The organism is Leclercia sp. GHBNCSD, assembly GCF_055805075.1.
Genome location: NZ_JBQVYO010000001.1, coordinates 3,870,130 through 3,886,790, shown reverse-complemented (window position 1 = coordinate 3,886,790; position 16,661 = coordinate 3,870,130). Strand labels below are relative to the sequence as shown.

Annotated in this window: 18 protein-coding genes and 1 pseudogene; 5 read left to right on the top strand and 14 right to left on the bottom strand. The window is 53.7% G+C overall.

Going from position 1 to position 16,661, the window contains the following annotated elements; genetic code table 11:
• Positions 1-116 precede the first annotated feature (116 nt).
• Positions 117-2,390 carry an FdhF/YdeP family oxidoreductase gene (locus ACT3IC_RS18605; RefSeq protein WP_159339483.1) on the top strand — a complete coding sequence of 758 codons (2,274 nt, stop codon included), beginning with the start codon at positions 117-119 and terminating at the stop codon, positions 2,388-2,390.
• Positions 2,391-2,480: 90 nt separating this feature from the next.
• On the opposite strand, the gene ACT3IC_RS18600 is transcribed toward ACT3IC_RS18605, so the two are convergent.
• Positions 2,481-2,882 carry a YybH family protein gene (locus tag ACT3IC_RS18600; protein WP_103179963.1) on the bottom strand — a complete coding sequence of 134 codons (402 nt, stop codon included), beginning with the start codon at positions 2,880-2,882 and terminating at the stop codon, positions 2,481-2,483.
• A 245-nt stretch (positions 2,883-3,127) separates the two neighbouring features.
• On the opposite strand from ACT3IC_RS18600, the gene ACT3IC_RS18595 reads away from it, so the two are divergent.
• Together ACT3IC_RS18595 and ACT3IC_RS18590 are read left to right on the top strand one after the other, a co-directional pair.
• Positions 3,128-3,697 carry a hypothetical protein gene (locus ACT3IC_RS18595; protein ID WP_156654677.1) on the top strand — a complete coding sequence of 190 codons (570 nt, stop codon included), beginning with the start codon at positions 3,128-3,130 and terminating at the stop codon, positions 3,695-3,697.
• Positions 3,681-3,899: a hypothetical protein gene (locus tag ACT3IC_RS18590; RefSeq protein WP_139156348.1), complete on the top strand. Its 219-nt coding sequence runs from the start codon at positions 3,681-3,683 to the stop codon at positions 3,897-3,899. The genes ACT3IC_RS18595 and ACT3IC_RS18590 overlap by 17 nt, the downstream gene beginning before the upstream one ends.
• A 61-nt stretch (positions 3,900-3,960) precedes the next feature.
• Here ACT3IC_RS18590 and ACT3IC_RS18585 read toward each other — a convergent pair whose 3' ends face one another.
• The 3 genes from ACT3IC_RS18585 to ACT3IC_RS18575 all read right to left on the bottom strand — a co-directional run bounded on the left by ACT3IC_RS18585 (position 3,961) and on the right by ACT3IC_RS18575 (position 6,202).
• Positions 3,961-4,284: an AzlD domain-containing protein gene (locus ACT3IC_RS18585; protein WP_103179964.1), complete on the bottom strand. Its 324-nt coding sequence runs from the start codon at positions 4,282-4,284 to the stop codon at positions 3,961-3,963.
• Between the two features lies 1 nt (position 4,285).
• A complete protein-coding gene (locus ACT3IC_RS18580) occupies positions 4,286-5,020 on the bottom strand; it encodes an AzlC family ABC transporter permease (protein WP_473478548.1) in 735 nt (244 codons plus the stop codon).
• A gap of 114 nt (positions 5,021-5,134) precedes the next feature.
• Positions 5,135-6,202 carry an FUSC family protein gene (locus ACT3IC_RS18575; RefSeq protein ID WP_473478545.1) on the bottom strand — a complete coding sequence of 356 codons (1,068 nt, stop codon included), beginning with the start codon at positions 6,200-6,202 and terminating at the stop codon, positions 5,135-5,137.
• A gap of 394 nt (positions 6,203-6,596) precedes the next feature.
• On the opposite strand from ACT3IC_RS18575, the gene ACT3IC_RS18570 reads away from it, so the two are divergent.
• Positions 6,597-7,052 (top strand): hypothetical protein, encoded by a 456-nt coding sequence (locus tag ACT3IC_RS18570; protein WP_159339485.1) that lies wholly within the window; start codon positions 6,597-6,599, stop codon positions 7,050-7,052.
• Positions 7,053-7,107: 55 nt separating this feature from the next.
• Here ACT3IC_RS18570 and ACT3IC_RS18565 read toward each other — a convergent pair whose 3' ends face one another.
• From ACT3IC_RS18565 to ACT3IC_RS18555, 3 genes and pseudogenes are all read right to left on the bottom strand, one after another.
• Positions 7,108-7,350 (bottom strand): hypothetical protein, encoded by a 243-nt coding sequence (locus ACT3IC_RS18565; RefSeq protein WP_103179968.1) that lies wholly within the window; start codon positions 7,348-7,350, stop codon positions 7,108-7,110.
• A gap of 2 nt (positions 7,351-7,352) precedes the next feature.
• On the bottom strand, positions 7,353-7,829 hold the full coding sequence (locus ACT3IC_RS18560; protein ID WP_159339486.1) for a DUF2778 domain-containing protein: 477 nt from the start codon (positions 7,827-7,829) through the stop codon (positions 7,353-7,355).
• Positions 7,826-8,307, bottom strand: a pseudogene (locus tag ACT3IC_RS18555) (Hcp family type VI secretion system effector). The gene ACT3IC_RS18560 and the pseudogene ACT3IC_RS18555 overlap by 4 nt, the downstream one beginning before the upstream one ends.
• Before the next feature lie 1,354 nt (positions 8,308-9,661).
• Here ACT3IC_RS18555 and ACT3IC_RS18550 point away from each other — a divergent pair.
• The gene (locus ACT3IC_RS18550) at positions 9,662-10,684 is read left to right on the top strand and encodes an NACHT domain-containing protein (protein WP_159339487.1); all 1,023 of its coding nucleotides are present in this window, start codon (positions 9,662-9,664) and stop codon (positions 10,682-10,684) included.
• 143 nt (positions 10,685-10,827) lie between these two features.
• Here the strand turns inward: ACT3IC_RS18550 and catA are convergent, their stop codons facing one another.
• The 7 genes from catA to ACT3IC_RS18515 are packed head-to-tail and all read right to left on the bottom strand — an operon-like array spanning position 10,828 to position 16,583.
• Positions 10,828-11,754 carry a catechol 1,2-dioxygenase gene (gene catA, locus ACT3IC_RS18545; RefSeq protein WP_159339488.1) on the bottom strand — a complete coding sequence of 309 codons (927 nt, stop codon included), beginning with the start codon at positions 11,752-11,754 and terminating at the stop codon, positions 10,828-10,830.
• 32 nt (positions 11,755-11,786) lie between these two features.
• Complete coding sequence (catC, locus tag ACT3IC_RS18540; RefSeq protein WP_103179973.1) at positions 11,787-12,074, bottom strand: muconolactone Delta-isomerase; 288 nt, start codon at positions 12,072-12,074, stop codon at positions 11,787-11,789.
• 12 nt (positions 12,075-12,086) lie between these two features.
• Entirely contained in the window at positions 12,087-13,202 is a 1,116-nt protein-coding gene (locus ACT3IC_RS18535) for a muconate/chloromuconate family cycloisomerase (RefSeq protein ID WP_159339489.1), read from the bottom strand.
• Complete coding sequence (gene pcaD / locus ACT3IC_RS18530; protein WP_159339490.1) at positions 13,199-13,966, bottom strand: 3-oxoadipate enol-lactonase; 768 nt, start codon at positions 13,964-13,966, stop codon at positions 13,199-13,201. Before pcaD ends, ACT3IC_RS18535 begins: the two co-directional genes overlap by 4 nt.
• Positions 13,967-14,629, bottom strand: coding sequence for a 3-oxoacid CoA-transferase subunit B (locus tag ACT3IC_RS18525; protein ID WP_473478538.1), 663 nt, complete (start codon positions 14,627-14,629; stop codon positions 13,967-13,969).
• A 9-nt stretch (positions 14,630-14,638) separates the two neighbouring features.
• On the bottom strand, positions 14,639-15,325 hold the full coding sequence (locus ACT3IC_RS18520; protein WP_159339492.1) for a 3-oxoacid CoA-transferase subunit A: 687 nt from the start codon (positions 15,323-15,325) through the stop codon (positions 14,639-14,641).
• The gene (locus tag ACT3IC_RS18515) at positions 15,318-16,583 is read right to left on the bottom strand and encodes an MFS transporter (protein WP_201304738.1); all 1,266 of its coding nucleotides are present in this window, start codon (positions 16,581-16,583) and stop codon (positions 15,318-15,320) included. Before ACT3IC_RS18515 ends, ACT3IC_RS18520 begins: the two co-directional genes overlap by 8 nt.
• Positions 16,584-16,661 lie beyond the last annotated feature (78 nt).

Below are 16,661 nucleotides of genomic sequence, written 5' to 3'. Positions count from 1 at the left end.
CTGAACTGTGAATAATTTGTAATTAACATGAAAACTATATGTGATTGAGATGGGTTTCGATCGACAGTCAAATCAGGCATCGCCATCACATATACCCGCTTAAGACAGGAGTGCAGATGAGCAATAACAGACGAGCGGTACCCGGCATTCGCCATTACGCCGGCCCTGCGGGGGGCTGGGGAGCCTTAAAAGCCACGGCGATTGCCGTGCGTACGCAGATGGACACCTTTGACGCTCCCGCCACGCTGCTGCGCACCAACCAGCCCGACGGCTTCGACTGCCCGGGCTGCGCCTGGCCCGACAAAGAACACAAATCCACCTTTCAGTTTTGCGAGAACGGCGCCAAGGCGGTGACCTGGGAAGCGACCACAAAGCGTGTCACCCCTGAATTTTTCGCTGAGCACACCGTCAGTACCCTGTGGTCAAAAAGTGATTTTGAGCTGGAAGGCTATGGGCGCCTGACCCATCCCATGAAATACGATCCGCAGAGCGACACCTTTCGCCCGGTGGCGTGGGACGAAGCCTTTGCCCGTATCGGCGAAGTGCTGCGCGGGCTGGCCCCGGATGAGGTGGAGTTTTACACCTCCGGGCGCGCGTCAAACGAAGCCGCCTTCCTGTATCAGCTGTTTGCCCGCCAGCTGGGCACCAATAATTTCCCCGACTGCTCTAATATGTGCCACCAGGCCACCAGCGTCGGCCTGCCCCGCTCCATCGGGATTGGCAAAGGCACCGTCTCGCTGGAGGATTTCGACCATACTGAGCTGGTGATCTCCATCGGCCATAACCCGGGCACCAACCATCCACGGATGATGGGCACCCTGCACGAGCTCTCCCGCCGGGGCGTGCCGATTATCGTTTTTAACCCGCTGCGCGAAACGGCGCTGGAGCGCTTCGCCGATCCGCAAAATGTCAGAGAGATGGCGACATACAGCGCCACCGATATCGCCTCGACGTACTATCAGGTTAAAGCCGGGGGCGACGCCGCGGCGTTAAAAGGTATCGCAAAACATCTGCTGGTGCTGGATGCGCTGGATCATGACTTTATCGCCAGCCACACCCAGGGGTTTGCCGATTTTGCCGCCGATATCGCCGCCACGGGCTGGGAGGCCATCGAGCGCGAGTCTGGCCTGAAGCGCGCCGATCTGGAGAACGTGGCGCGCCTCTACGCTAAGTCCAGCGCCACCATCATCACCTACGGCATGGGGATCACCCAGCACAACAAGGGTACCGCCAATGTGCGTTTGATCGCCGATCTCCTGCTGCTGCGCGGCAATTTTGGCAAACCCGGCGCGGGCATCTGTCCGTTACGCGGCCACTCCAACGTGCAGGGCAACCGCACCGTGGGGATCACCGAAAAACCGACCGCGGCCTTTCTGGACCGGCTGGGCACGGTGTTCGGTTTTACCCCACCAGCCACCCACGGCCACGACGCGGTACAGGCGGCGCAGGCGATGATTAACGGCGAGGCCAAAGCGCTCCTCTGCCTCGGGGGGAATTTTGCGGTAGCGATGCCCGATCACGACAGGGCGTTTGCGGCGCTGAAACGTCTCGATCTCAGCGTACAAATCGCCACCAAGCTGAACCGCACCCACCTGCTGGTCGGGAAAGAGACATATCTTCTCCCCTGCCTGGGGCGCACTGAACTGGATATGCAGCAGAGCGGCCAGCAGTCAATCACCGTGGAAGACTCGATGTCGATGGTGCATGCCTCCCGCGGCAAGCTCAAACCGGCCTCTCTCTGGCTACGCTCGGAACCCGCCATTGTCGCCGGGATCGCCCACGCCACCCTGCCTCACAGCAAAACCGACTGGCTGGGCCTGGTGGAGGATTACGACCGCATTCGCGACGCTATCGAGCAGACGCTGCCGGGCTTTGAAAATTTCAACGCCCGCATCCGGGTGCCGGGCGGATTTCGTATGCCGCTGCCGCCCACGGAGCGCGTCTGGCCCACCGCCAGCGGCAAGGCGATGTTTTCGCTGTTTGAGGGTGTGAGCGAGAACAGTCCGGGCGAAGGTGAGCGCGTGCTGCGTCTGGTTACACTGCGTAGTCACGACCAGTACAACACCACCATCTATGCCCTGGATGACCGCTATCGCGGCGTGTTCGGCCGGCGCGACGTGCTGTTTATGAACGAAGAGGATATGCAGCAGTTGGGGCTGGAGCATGGCGATCGGGTAGATATTCATACCGCCCTCCCCGGCTCACAGCAGCGTCTGGATGACATCACCGTGGTGGCCTACAGCATTGCCCCTGGCACGGTTGCTGGCTACTACCCGGAAGCGAACGTGCTGGTACCGCTGGATTATCTCGATAAAGAGAGCGGTACGCCGTCGTACAAATCAGTGCCCGTCCGCCTGAGTCTGCGCTCAAAGGAGATCCGCGCCCTCTAATCTCTTCTCACGCCGTCACCGATCCGGTGTGTTGCCCGGATCGGTGATGCTCTCTCTGTTCAGTTTGACGCCGGTCAGCAAATAAAAAGGTCAGGTGGGTTCAGCATCTAACACTGACGTTCCGTAGGAATTGTCGATGGTGCACAGCCAGCGGTCATTTTCCAGACGGAATACATAGGTTGCACGCCGGGTGATCTCTGTTGTAGCGCCCTGTTCATCCGGGTAAAAAAGCTGGGATTCCATGATCACCAGCGCATCTCCTCCGCCTTCAATGATCTGGATATCGCCCTGCTTCACAACGAGCTGATCCTGGAAATAATCAGAAATGGAAATAAAGGCGCTGCGGATATTGTCTTTACCTTTAACGATCATACCGGGCTTAACCACCAGCGCGGCGTCGTCGGCGTAGTGCTCCATCAGCGAATCAAAATCTTTGGCTAAGATCGCCCTGTCACACGCCTTAATGATATTGCGAAGCGGGTGTTCGTACATGTGCATACTCCCTGTTCAGTGATTGCCTCTATTCACTGTATCACCCGTCGGCGCAAAGTGTTGGCCGGGCAAGCGAAAGTGCCCGGCTGGCCTTTCTGGAAGAGGTCTCGCAAAGCCAAAAGTAAATCCATGTAATACCCGGTTGTGGGTTTTCATACTTCAATCACGGTCATAAAGTGACCGCATTGCGGCACATTTGCCATTGTGCCAGGGAACTATCAGGCGTTGTATGCAGGGAGCAATAAGTGCGTATAGAAGAAGAGGTTTTTCTTGACGATTATGGTATGAGGAGAAAAAGATTCGTCTACGATCATCGGGTTCATCACAGCTACGTCTTTGTTGCTGGTCACGAGGTATATACCGTGATTGTGGGCAGTCTGTTAGATGAAGCGACATTTACTCGGATCGGATATGAAATGCCGCCAGCCATTCCATTCCCGATCAATGGAATGGCAGAAGTCTGTTTTGATACTTTCGACGGTATGGGGGGCCTGGCTGATTTTCGTCATATTAAATTCAAAGGATTAGGCAGCGCTGTTGTTTTGCAATCAGTTTCCCTGGCCTTAATCGCTCACGCAGAGAAACTTCACATCGGGGGATTTGTTTTTCAGGCGGCTTCTGGAGGCGTGGTGGATAAGGGGCGCCGCACCTCTCTGGAAGAGATCTATGACGTTCTGCTTGGGTTAAAAAATGTACCGCGCTACAATCCGCACACAGGGTTGCCAAAAAGAACGCCGCGACCACTGATACAGGGAGATGTCCATGCCTACAAGAGAGTTACAGAAGGGAGAGCCTGCTATGTCGTATTGCAATAAGCACGAACATTCCGCGCTTCTTGCCCCTGGTGACAGGGAAAAGAGAGTATTTCAGGCATTAGCATCTGCGGAGTTGCACACTCATGGCATCAGTGCAGAGGCATATATTCACGATCTTAAAGCCGAACTGGCTGCAGTTAAAAAACGATCTTCTGCCACCCTGCTTCGCAAAAAACTAAATGCATCATCTGGGCGAGAATAACCCGACATCTGAGCGTAGCTTCCAGCAACAGGCCCAACAATCGGGCCTTATTTTTTGCAGATTAAGTGCCTAAAAAATACCCCGCCGCGCAAAACGCTACCACTCCCGCGATCACCGTGGCAAAGAGTCCGCGGGTAAGAATGCCCACCAGAGTGGCAAACGCCGCCGCCAGCAGCGAGATGCTGATCCCCGAATCTGTCATTGCAGGTTTACTCATCAGTTCGGCGGCAACCAGGGCGGCCATGATGGCGGTGGGGATAAAGCTCAGCCACTGCAGCAACACCTCCGGCAGCCGAAAACGGGATAACAACAAAACCGGCACGGTACGCATCAGGGCAGTGACCAGCGCCGAGGCGAGGATCGCCAGCAGAATATTTCTTTCCATCTTATTTTCCTTTCCGGGCGCGTAACAGCAGCGTCGCCAGCGTGGCGGCCAGGGATGCGGCCAAAATGACCACCAGACTGAGCGAGCTACTCCCGGCAGTCAGCAGTGTGATCGCCACCGCGACGACAATATTGATGGTTTCGAGGATCTTCCTGCGGCTGGCAAACCACATCATCAGGATCAGGCCGATAAACATCGACACCAGGCTGAAGCCCAGCCCCTCCATCAGCGAGGCGGGCAGCGTGGTTGCCAGCCATGCTCCGGCCACACAGGCGATGATCCAGTTCAGCCAGGCGGTAATATTCAGCCCCAGCATCCAGGGGTAGCTGATTTTGCCCTGCGGGCTGGCGCGCTGCACCGCCACGCCAAAGGTTTCGTCGGTCAGCAACAGCCCGCTGACCACTTTCTGCAGGGTGGTGTAGTCACGAAAAACAACGCTCATGGAGGAGCTCATCAGCAGGTAGCGCAGGTTGACCAGCAGCACGCTCAGCACCACGGAGGCCATTTCCGCCCCTGCGGCCCAGAGTGAGTAAAACAGGAACTGCGCCGAACCGGCGTAGAGGGCGCTCGCCAACAGCGCGATTTGCCCGGTGGTAAACCCGGAGAGCGTGCCTATCGCCCCCGCCGCAAAGCCAATGCTCCAGTAGCCTGCAATGGTGGGGAGACAGGCAGCAATACCGGCCCGAAATTCGTCCGTGACGGACGCGGGATGTCCGGTATTTATCTTCATCAACATCGTTTCTTCCCTTATATTACTTAGCTCAATAACTATCTTAAGAATCAACAGCAAACGCTATAGTAAAATACTGCTTAGCCGTGAAATTTATTCAGGTTGTGGGAGCCAGAGAATTCAGACGCTTAGTTTTAGCGAGCGAAATACCACCATAACAATGCTAATGAAAATAATGGCGATCAGTATGCTGGCACAGCGCATAACGGCCTGGATCGGCTCGGCCAGCCATAACGTATCCTGTATAAAAACGATGATCCAGGCCACAGTAAACTGACGTCCGAAATAACTGACGGAAGATTTTCCCTGTTGCAGATGACACCCCAGCCATAATCCCGCGACCAGTATTGCTATATACACCGGGGGATAATGATGCATGAGAGGTAAAAGGATAAAACTCAGCAATGTAGCGGCCATGCACCCGTATAAACGTTGCTGCATTCGCTGGCCGATCTGCTGTTGTAGGGGCTGAGTCGAGGCAGGAAGAATAAAGACCGCCAGCACTGAAACCATCGCCTGCCAGAATCCCGTCAGCTGGAAAACGAGCAATATCGGCGTCACCAGTAATAGTGTAATCCCGGCCTGCAGGGGCAATAGCGGTCGATGAGCTGGCTCAGGGTGACTCTCCTGATGCGGCGGTGCAACCTGTCTGCGCCGGTTTAACGGATAAAAGAGCAAAGTAATCGCAATGCAAACTACGCAACCCAACACCACCTCTTCGATACGGTTAAACGTAAAACGTAACAGATGACGCAGCTCACTGTTCTTCTGCGCTTCAGCCATCACCATCATGGATGTGACCGCCCCCAGCACCCAGGAATAGGACCAGCGGGAGATGTCCGCTTGCCATACCGCCACGCCCCCGACAACTGCGCAGAACAGGACCAGAAACGCCGAGTCCTGGACGAGATACGTGGTAAGCAAGAGTGCCAGCACACCGCCCAGCACGGTTCCTGTCACCCGGTTAAACGCCCGAACCGTGGAGGCCTTCACTGAATTATTCATCACCGCATAGCTACTCAGTGCTGCCCAGCCAGAGTAATCAAAACCCGCCAGATCGGACAACAGCACCGACACCAACACGGCTGAGATGACCTGAATTGCGAATAATTCTTTCAGCGTTGCTGCAGCCAGACGACTTAGCCAATTTTTGAGTTGAGCGGTCGGTGAATGAAAGCTGATGTTCACGATCTTCTCCCTCTATTTATGTGGCTAAAAGGGAGTGTAGTTATCCGCGCAGGGCAAGCAAATCACCCGGTATGACCTTTCTGGAAGCCGCCTCGCAAAGTCTCAAGTAACCTTATGTAATTCGGGGTTAACTCTTTTTATCAGGGGATCGGCGTCGTAGAGTGACTGCGTTGCGGCACATCCGCAATCGGGCGTAGGAACCCGTACTTTCACGACACGACAATATTTTTTGTCGCGACAGCGCTCATCCCGTTAAAATCACGGTGGCGCTGGCGGAGCAGCCGCGAGGCTGGCCGTTTTTGTCGTGTACGGCATTCCTACCTCCGTCAGCGCTACCACTCATGAGCGTAGGAACTCATGGGATGGTGAGGAGATTTTTAAAAAGGAACACGACATGACAACTCTCTCTAATCTGTATTATACCCCATCTGACGAAAGCGTTATTCATCAACTTACCGCCCTGCCCTTTCCGGCTGATGCGGATCTCTTCGAGACCGCCGAACATTGCGCCGCACTGGTGAGCGTGCTGGTTGAAACTGACGACGCAGCTATATTCAGTGCGCTTTGTGAGCGTTTACTGCATGGCCTTCGCCAGCTGCGAGAACTCTGCGATGCCGATCTGCCGCCGTACCTGGTCGCACAGCTTATCGTGGGGGAGAAAGTCGCCTCCTGCGTACCGGATTGCTGGCAGGAAACCGCGTTACAGGTGGATTATGCGCTGGCGTTAACAGAGGCGCTGCTGGCAGGCACTCTGCCGCCTGGCGTAACGAAGGAATTAACAGATTTGCTGCATGATATGGTGTGGTTGTTGGCGGAGTTTGTGAAGGAGCGGTATATTACGGCGCACTAAGCGCTGCTGAACGTCTGGGCACATAACCCGGTCAGTAAGACCGGGTTTGTGCTGGTTATAGGTGTCTTTCTTTCATCCTGGCGACAGTGAAAATCAATAGTGTATTGATGATTACTGACGCAGTGAGAACGGATAACATGAATAAATCATTCCACGCCTGCTCGGTAATAAATCCAAACCGATCGCTGAAGCGCTTGAACAAATATACTTCAGGCAGGAGCAGGTAAAATGCTGAAAAAATCACGAGAAATGACAAGAATTGAATAAGCCATAAACCTGCGTGTTTCGCTGGCGTCATCGTTAATACACCTGAATAGTGCCGTAAGCGTTAAGTGATGCGGATACCATCACTGTAGGGGTTCTTAGGAGTGCTTCCCGTAGTACTGCAAAATGACAACGAGAAGGAAGCGTAATGCAGCCGTTACTGATCCCTTTATATCCTGCAGGATGAAGTCTGAAGTTCCCTCTTTCCACTTGTTCAATAAATGTGTGATCATCGATATTCCCATCTACGCGATACAGAGCGAACCATATTGAGTGATCAGGGCCCGTCTCTTGCGTTGCAAAAACATCTTTTACGCGTGTACTTAAGCTACGGGGCCGGTCAACAATATAATATTTACCCGGCGGCAGTGGACCAATATCCTTTATGGCAACTGAATCAGGATTATTCCGGTGCTGTCCTGTATTACCCGAATACGCAGGGAAAAAACCAATACCCGTACAGCTCAGATTAGACAAAGCATTGCCGTTAAGCCGAAAGGTACAATGAATCATCGGTCGTTCCACGCATCAGTAAAAATGATATTTCCGTCGCAGTGCTTCCATGTAATCTTTTCATAGCGGAGCGAAACAGATTCAAGATGATTATGTTTTTCGGTGCTGGCATTTTTGAGTTATGCATCAGAGGACAGACCGAGACGACTTTGACACCTTCCAGCAGCATATTGAAGTATTCAACTTCCTGCCCGGCATCGTTGATGTGATACCACTTAAATTCGGCACTTTTTAGCGTCTGGCCTTTCGCTACTGCCTTGTACAAGTAGGGACTTGATGAATCGAATTCCTTTTCGAAGGTTAATGCACTATGCACTCGAGTTCCTGTAATTTTACCCGTCATGTTATCTGTGGGTAGATGTAGACCATGCGCGAAACTATGAATCTCAATGCTGCCCTCTCGAGCCCTTACATCTACAGAACCTTTAATATCTGCCCCACCGTCATCTTTAAGCCATAAGTAAGCTGGAATAGCCATGATCTTTAATCTCCATTTGACCTTAGAAACCATAATTATAATATGGTTATTTTCGACGGTATATAGATTAATTAACTGTGTAGATTGTCAAATGTCAAAAACCTAAAACCTCGACAAAGTAATTGGCTAGCTTATGAGTATTATTTAAATAATATATTTTATAAATGTTAATATCTATTCATTATGTTTTGCTTAGCACCAAAACCAGTATCTTCAAGCTTACTGTGCGCAGTACCACCAATAGTAAAGTGTAAGTGTTACAACACATCCATATGCAGACACAATACATCGTACTACACCGAGACAATTAACATGTTATAACAACACTCATCATGTTAAAACTACGTTCCCGCAGGCTGAACATCAGCTGCCTAAAGCTAACCGTTTTGTCTTGTTAATCACTCATGCCTCTGGCAGCGTTTCTGTGATGAGCGTCATAAGTTAGATGGCACTGGATTAATTTTGAGCAAGGACAATACCTGTTATGGTTACACTTTATTGATATAATGCAGACTGCAATTCACCAAACTGAGGTTTGAAAGTGTCTATGGGAGCAGTTACTAGTACGGTGTTGACCTCAACGGCTAATGAGGTCGCAAAAAAACAATAGCGTCCGTTTTCGATTTTTTAGCTAAAAAGCATGAACTTTTAGACATACTGAGATTCAAAGATCACTATTTAGAATATTGTGAAAGGAATTTAGAAATAAAAACCTTGATCTCTCAAGATAAATCTTTTCATGTTGATGACGTTTATATTCCGATTGATATAATGCAATCAGGTACACAGAGCAGATTAGAGGTCAACGATTCCACAGTTTTAGATAATGATAGATCTATATTAATAAAAGGATTAGCAGGCCAAGGAAAATCCATACTATTACGAAAATTATTATCTAATAACGCAAAAAATATAGTCGACTCCCTGTTTTCTATGAGCTAAAAAATATACTGGTGGAACTCTCGAACTCGCGATATCAAAATCGCAAGCCATTATGGAGTTAACATATCAGAGTATGCGCTGAAAAAATTATTTGCAGACAGTAATGTTAAGTTATATCTTGATGCGTTTGATGAGGTTAAGCCAGAGTTTAGAATAGATCTGCTTGATGAAATCAGACGCTTCATTAATTCTTTCAACTGTCATGTGATCTGTACAAGCAGACCCGATACTGAAATCGACTCTCTGTCAGAATTAAGAACATTTTCAGTGTGCGAATTAACTGAACAACAAATTTTTGGGATTATAAAAAAAAACTGCCATTGATGAAGAAAAATGTGATGAGCTATGTGGTGCATTAAAACGTAGTCCTTTACATACAAAGAAATATTCCATATTAAAGTCGCCAATTTTAGTGGTTTTATTTTGTATAAGTTATAACGTAGGTGAAGATATACCAAATACATTATCACAATTTTATTCAAATATTTTCAATACTGTTTTTCATAGACACGATAATATAAAAGGAAAAGTCTACAGAGAACGCCACTGGAATGATAATAGACGCATCTATAGAGAACTTTTTGATTGTTTGTGTTTTATTTCCTTGAGGGAGGGTTTAAATGGATTCAGTCATGAAAAGCTAGTAATCTTTGCCTCAATTGCACTTAAGCATATCAACGAGGACAAATCTATAGCTGAGAAAACATTAAGAGAGTTATCTTCTATTACTAACTTGATTATTGAGGATGGCTTTAATGAGTATCGCTTTATTCATAAGTCAATTCAAGAATTCTTCGCCGCATCTTTTATCATTTCATTGCAACATGATAAAAAAATAGCATTCTATAAAAAATGTTTTAACGATTATTCTTTTTATACCACATTTCATAACACCTTATTCTTCTTGGAAGAATTAGACTATTACAACTTCCATGAGCATGGATTTATACCAGCAATAACTAATTTCTTATCTTTATCCTCTCAGTATATCAAAAATGACAACTATGTAATACCGCCCTCTGTTAAAGAGATTTTCTTGAATGATATCTTTATCCGCGTCAAATTTACTACTTTCAAGGCTGGTCATAAAGAAAGCTATGAAATAGAGAAAACAAATTTCACTTTCGATAAATCCGATTTCTACCCAAGTTTATTTTCAAACTTATTTATATTCTCCCTTGACTTTATGAAAAAAGAGTTAACTGATAAAGAATTAATAAGTCTTATCAGAGAGAATGGTAATAGTTTAGAGGGTGATTGGTGTAAGTTAAGCATTCGTAAAATTCTTGATTTTAAAAGACTTCCAGAATCAATTGCCTTAGAAGCACTAAGACTAAGCATTGATGTGCTCATTAGACGACGATACAATAAAGCAGTAGATAAAATTAATAACAGAAAAGACTCATTAAACTCTACGGATTATTTTAATTTTTAGTGAGCGAAGTGATAGATATTATACTTAAAAGGGTTCAGTAAGTTTTTTAATGCTCAGCATAATAAAGGCTGTTATCTTTTGTTGAGTGGTCAAATAAAACGGGCCCGCTCACCGCGGACCCGGCCCTATCAACCTCTCAGCACTCACTCCTTAACCCGCGCTCGCTTCCCTCTCTCCTCTTCCCCGCTCTCCGCCGCTTCCACCAGCGTAAAGTTAAAGTTCACTTCCGTATGCTCCCCCCCGAGATCACGTGCCCGCGCTACCGCCGGGTCCGTAATCTTCACCGGATCCGCAATCAGCTCCGCCCTCGTCGCAAATGCAAAGTCATCCCACAGGTATTCATCCCCGTTGAGGTTGATCTGGGTGGTCAGGTGCTTGTACCCCGGTGCCGACACAAAAAAGTGTACGTGCGCCGGACGATTACCATGACGCCCCAACGCGGTCAGCAGCTTCTGTGTCGGCCCATCCGGTGGGCAGCCGTAGCCGCACGGCACGATGCTGCGCACGGCGTAGCGGCCATCATCCCCGGTGCGCACGCGGCGGCGCAGGTTATATTCGCTCTGGGACGGGTCGAAGAACGAGTAGCCGCCGAGGGTGTTGGCGTGCCAGATATCCACGATCGCGCCCGCCACCGGCTTACCGTTCAGATCGGTCACCTGGCCCTGCAACCATAGGGTTTCGCCCTGCTCTTTCCCGTCATCCATGCGGGCAAAGCCTTCGCTCAGCGGGGCGTTGGCGACATACAGCGGCCCTTCGATGGTGCGCGGGGTGCCCACCTCGTTGCCGGAGGCTGCCTCTTTCTCGTCGGCGCGCATATCGAGATAGTGCTCCAGACCCAGTCCCGCCGCCAGCAGCGCCGCTTCCTGACGTCCGCCGAGCTCGTTAAGGTAATTCACCGCAATCCAGAACTCTTCATCAGTCACGTCGAACTGCTTAATGGTTTTGCACAGGTCGCTCAGCAGCTGGTGCATGATGTTTTTGAGACGATCGTTACCGCCGGTGGAATTTAAGCCGCTGCTGATCGCGAGTAAGGATTCCAGTTCGGGTTGATGCGCAGGATTCACAGACATTGCATATTCCTCTTTGTAGGGTACGTTTGTTGTTATTGCGAGTGATGAATGGATGAGGGATGCGTACACAGAGGCTGCACGCTGATCTCCATCCACGGGTAGAGCGGCAGCGCGGTCAGGATGTCGTGCAGCTCCTGGTTGTCCGCCACATCGAAAATGCTGACGTTGGCGTACTGCCCGACCACGCGCCAGATGTGCGGCCACTTGCCTTCACGCTGTAAGCGCTGGGAGTAGGCTTTCTCTTTCGCCTTGATCGCTTCAACTTCTGCCGCAGGCAGCGACGACGGGATGTTGACGGTCATTTCCACTTTAAAAAGCATCGCGTTTTCCTTTTATTGACGTGCGTAATGGCGCAGCTTGTCTTCGTCGATCTCAATGCCTAACCCCGGCCCCTGCGGTAACGTCACCTCTCCCTGGCTGAAATCCAGCGGACGGACCACGATGTCATCCTTCAGCAGCAGCGGGCCGAACATCTCGGTGCCCCACTGCATCCTCACCGTGGACCAGGCGTGCAGCGAGGCGACGGTGCCGAGTGTCCCTTCCAGCATGGTGCCGCCGTACAGCGCCACGCCCGCCGCCTGCGCCACGTGCGCCAGCTTCAGGGCCTGCGCCGGGCCGCCCGCTTTGGCGATCTTCAGGGCATACGCCCCGGTAAAGCCGCCGCTCGCGAGGGCGTAGCCATCATGGCTGGTGGCCACCGCTTCGTCGGCGAGGATCGGCACCGCAAAACGCTGGCTGAGGGCAATAAGCCCTTGCCGATCCCACAGCGGGATCGGCTGCTCCACCAGGTCGATCCCGCCCGCCTGTAACTGCGTCATCCCTTTGATGGCAGTGGTCAGATCCCAGGCCTGGTTGACGTCCACCCGCACGCTCACCTCGTCGCCCAGCGCGGCCTTGATCGCCAGGGCGTGGCGGACATCCACCTCCAGCCCGCGGGCGCCGATTTTCAGCTTGAAGGTGTTGTGTCGCCCCTCTGCCAGCAGGCGTTTACCCTCTTCGATATCGTTCTGGGTGTCGCCACTCGCCAGGGTCCAGAGCACCGGCAGACGCGTGGTAAGCGCCCCGCCCAGGAGTGAACTCACCGGCAGCCCCAGCGCTTTGCCCTGGGCATCGAGGAAGGCGGTTTCGAGGGCGGATTTGGCAAAAGTGTTGCCCTTCACGCTGGCGTTCATCCTGTCGGCCAGCGCCGCCACGCCAGTAAATGACTGTCCGCACAGCAGCGGGGCCAGATAGGTTTCAATGGCGGATTTGATCGCCTCCGGGCTTTCCGGGCCGTAGCTCATGCCGCCGATGGTGGTGGCTTCGCCCCAGCCGGTAACGCCGTTCGCGCATTGCATCCGGACGATGGTGAGCGTCTGGCAACCCATGGTGGCCATCGACAGCTTGTGCGGGCGGATGGTGGGAATGTCCACCAGCCAGCAGGCCAGGGATTCTATGGTGAGGGTCATGTCATGCTCCTGCGGGTTAAAAAGGTCAGCACCTGCTGATTAAATGCGTCCGGGCAGGCGACGTTCGACAGGTGCGAGGCGGGTAACGCCACATATTCTGTCTGCTTCGCCTGGGCCGCGATCCACTGGGCGTCCTGCACCGTGGTGACCGGATCTTCCTCCCCTGCGATAGCCAGCATTGGGCGCAGCATGGCCGCCACCTCATCACGGAGATCCGCCGTTGCCAGCGCTTCGCAGCAGGCGGCGTAACCTTCGGCTGGGGTGTCGGCCAGACCGTCAACCAGCAGCTTCACCATGCCGGGATTGCTTTGGCGATATGCCGGGGTGAACCAGCGTTCCGCCGCGGTACCGGCGACCGGGGCCATCCCCTGCTGGCGCACCGCTGCGGCGCGCTGCTGCCAGCCTTTCGCTTCGCCGATTTTTGCCGCGGTGTTCGCCACCACGATGCGATCAAAACGCGACGGGGCGTGGCGGTTGAGCCACATCCCGGTCATCCCACCGAGCGAGATGCCGCAGAAAAAGGCGCGTTCAATATCCAGATGATCGAGCAGGGCAATCACGTCCTGCCCCAGCGAGTCGAGGGTGATACCCTCAGCCGAAACCGGAGAGCGGCCATGCCCGCGGGTGTTGTAGCGCAGCACGCGAAAATGGCGGGTAAAATCGGCCATCTGCCCCTGCCACATCTCCCAGGTGGTGCCGAGCGAGTTGGAGAGCACCAGCAGCGGGGCCGCTTCCAGGCCGTCGAGGCGATATTCAAGCTCCATTCACGCCTCCTCGGTTTCGGCGTTCAGGGCAAAGGTCAGCGCCACCGGGGTAACGGACTGGAGATACTCCGGCGTCACGTCGCCAAACAGTTCCCGTACCACAATGCCTTCGGCTGTGATATCCATCACCGCCATGTCGGTGTAGATGCGGTCGATACAGGCCATGCCGGTCAGCGGATAGGTGCAGGTTTTGACAATCTTGCAGTCGCCCTGACGGGTCAGATGTTCGGTCATCACATAGACGCGCTTCGCGCCAATCGCCAGGTCCATCGCCCCGCCGACGGCGGGAATCGAAGAGGGCTCGCCGGTGCTCCAGTTCGCCAGATCCCCGCGTTCGGAGACCTGATAGGCCCCCAGCACGCAGATATCCAGGTGGCCGCCGCGCATCATGGTGAAGGAGTCGCCATGATGGAAATAGCAGCCGCCCGCAAGCAGCGTCAACGGCTGTTTCCCGGCGTTAATCAGCTCCGGATCTTCACAGCCCGGTTCCGGCGCAGGCCCCATCCCGAGAATGCCGTTTTCGCTGTGAAGGAAGATCTCGCGGTCCGCAGGCAGATAGTTGGCAATCCGCGTCGGCAGGCCGATGCCGAGGTTGACGTAGGCCCCTTCCGGGATGTCGCGGGCAATACGTTCAGCCAGCTGTTGATGGGTCAGTTTATTCACGGGATCTCCTTATGCGCTCTGCTGCAGGCATTGCGGCGTGACCGTCACCACGCGCTGGACAAAAATCCCCGGGGTCACCACCGCCTCCGGATCGAGCTCGCCGAGGGCGACAATCTCGCTCACCTGGGCAATGGTGCAGCGGGCGGCGGCGGCCATGATCGGCCCGAAGTTACGCCCGGTTTTGTCATAGACCAGGTTGCCCCAGCGGTCGGCCTTCAGGGCTTTGATCAGGGCGAAATCGGCTTTTAACGGGTACTCGAGGACGTAATCTTTGCCGTCGATATGGCGGGTCTCTTTGCCTGCCGCCAGCTCGGTGCCAAACCCGGTGGGGGTGAAGATCGCCCCCAGCCCGGAGCCGCCCGCCTGAATACGCGCCGCGAGGTTGCCCTGCGGGACCAGCTCAAGCTCGACTTCGCCACGACGGTAGAGGTCGTCAAAGACCCAGGAGTCGGTCTGGCGTGGGAAAGAGCAGATCACTTTTTTCACGCAGCCAGCCTTCAGCAGCGCCGCCAGACCGTAGTCACCGTTCCCGGCATTGTTGCTGATCAGGGTGAGGTCCCGCGGCTGACGGCGGATCAGGGCGTCGAGGAGTTCAGCAGGTTGTCCGGCCGCGCCAAATCCGCCCACCATCACCACCGCGCCGTCAAAAATGTCCGCCACGGCATCCTCGGCGGTGGCAATCCGTTTATCAATCATTCGCTACCTCGTTATTTTTATGGGGGGACGGCAGGCTGCGCAGGGCGATCCACGCCAGCAGCGCATAGCCCATCAGCAGCAGGGAAACCGGCCAGGAGGCGTCGAAATGCATCAGCAGCGCCACCGCCAGCATCGGCCCCAGGCCGCCGGAGAAGATCGAGCCCACCTCGTGCCCCAGCGCCAGGCCGGAGTAGCGCACGCGCACCGGGAACAGGTCGCTCATGATGCAGGGCTGGGTGCCGATCATCGCCCCGTGGCAGAACGGCAGGCCGAGCAGCATCGCCAGCATGATCCAGCCGTAATCGCCGGTGGAGAGCAGCCAGAAGAACGGGAACGCCATCACCAGAAGCCCGATGACCCCGATGTAGTAGACCGGCTTCAGGCCGATGCGATCCGAGAGCGCGCCCCAGAACAGGATCGAGAAGAACTCCACCAGCATCGCCAGGGTTACGGCGCTGATGATCTCCCCGGTACCGATGCCGATGTGTTTGGCGTAGACCACCGAAAAGGTGAAGAAGATATAGGAGGCGCCGTTCTCCGGCAGGCGCAGGGCGATGGCCTGCATCAGCGCCTTAGGATGCTCGCGCACCAGCACCATCAGCGGGATCTTCTCGTGTTTTTCTTCCGGTCTGGCCTGAGTAAAGGCTTTGCTCTCGCGGATGTTTTTGCGGATATAGACCCCGACCAGGAAGATAACGATGCTCAGCAGGAAGGGCACGCGCCAGCCCCAGCTCATCAGCTCCGCTTCCGGCAGCTTCTGCACCAGGTAAAAGGCGAAGGCGGAGAGGACAAACCCGCCGGAGACCCCCATCTGGCTCCAGGCGGTAAAGTAGCCGCGACGGGACGCGGGCGCGTTCTCGCTCAGCATCAGCACCCCACCGCCCCACTCACCGCCCGATGCCACGCCTTGTAAAAAGCGCAGCGTGATCAGGGAGAGCGGCGCCCAGATGCCAATCTGCGCGTAGGTCGGCAGCAGGCCGATGACAAAGGTGGTGGCTCCCATTAGGGTCAGGGTCATGATCAGCGTCATCTTGCGACTGTAGCGATCCCCAAGATGACCGAAGACAATCCCGCCCAGCGGACGGGCGAGAAAGCCCACCGCAAAGCCGGAGAAGGCCAGCAGCGTGCCCTGCATCGGGTCGCCGACCACCGGGAAGAAGAGCGGGCCAAACACCAGCGCCGCGGCGGTGCCGTAGAGGAAGAAGTCATACCATTCCAGGGCATTACCCAGTACCGAGGCGAACACCAGCTTGCGCATCTGCCCGGCATCGTGTGGAACGGCGGCCGCAGCGTTGCGGTTTTCAGTCACGACATTGCTCATCAGCGTTACCCTTAT

Excerpts from the sequence above, each read along its gene's own strand:
- catC (WP_103179973.1), bottom strand. The coding sequence starts at position 12,074 with ATGCTTTTTAAAGTGGAAATGACCGTCAACATCCCGTCGTCGCTGCCT.
- ACT3IC_RS18520 (WP_159339492.1), bottom strand. The coding sequence starts at position 15,325 with ATGATTGATAAACGGATTGCCACCGCCGAGGATGCCGTGGCGGACATT.
- ACT3IC_RS18580 (WP_473478548.1), bottom strand. The coding sequence starts at position 5,020 with ATGTTGATGAAGATAAATACCGGACATCCCGCGTCCGTCACGGACGAA.
- ACT3IC_RS18565 (WP_103179968.1), bottom strand. The coding sequence starts at position 7,350 with ATGACGCCAGCGAAACACGCAGGTTTATGGCTTATTCAATTCTTGTCA.
- ACT3IC_RS18590 (WP_139156348.1), top strand. The coding sequence starts at position 3,681 with ATGTCGTATTGCAATAAGCACGAACATTCCGCGCTTCTTGCCCCTGGT.
- ACT3IC_RS18585 (WP_103179964.1), bottom strand. The coding sequence starts at position 4,284 with ATGGAAAGAAATATTCTGCTGGCGATCCTCGCCTCGGCGCTGGTCACT.
- ACT3IC_RS18560 (WP_159339486.1), bottom strand. The coding sequence starts at position 7,829 with ATGATTCATTGTACCTTTCGGCTTAACGGCAATGCTTTGTCTAATCTG.
- ACT3IC_RS18600 (WP_103179963.1), bottom strand. The coding sequence starts at position 2,882 with ATGTACGAACACCCGCTTCGCAATATCATTAAGGCGTGTGACAGGGCG.
- catA (WP_159339488.1), bottom strand. The coding sequence starts at position 11,754 with ATGTCTGTGAATCCTGCGCATCAACCCGAACTGGAATCCTTACTCGCG.
- ACT3IC_RS18570 (WP_159339485.1), top strand. The coding sequence starts at position 6,597 with ATGACAACTCTCTCTAATCTGTATTATACCCCATCTGACGAAAGCGTT.
- ACT3IC_RS18515 (WP_201304738.1), bottom strand. The coding sequence starts at position 16,583 with ATGCGCAAGCTGGTGTTCGCCTCGGTACTGGGTAATGCCCTGGAATGG.
- ACT3IC_RS18605 (WP_159339483.1), top strand. The coding sequence starts at position 117 with ATGAGCAATAACAGACGAGCGGTACCCGGCATTCGCCATTACGCCGGC.
- ACT3IC_RS18535 (WP_159339489.1), bottom strand. The coding sequence starts at position 13,202 with ATGACCCTCACCATAGAATCCCTGGCCTGCTGGCTGGTGGACATTCCC.
- pcaD (WP_159339490.1), bottom strand. The coding sequence starts at position 13,966 with ATGGAGCTTGAATATCGCCTCGACGGCCTGGAAGCGGCCCCGCTGCTG.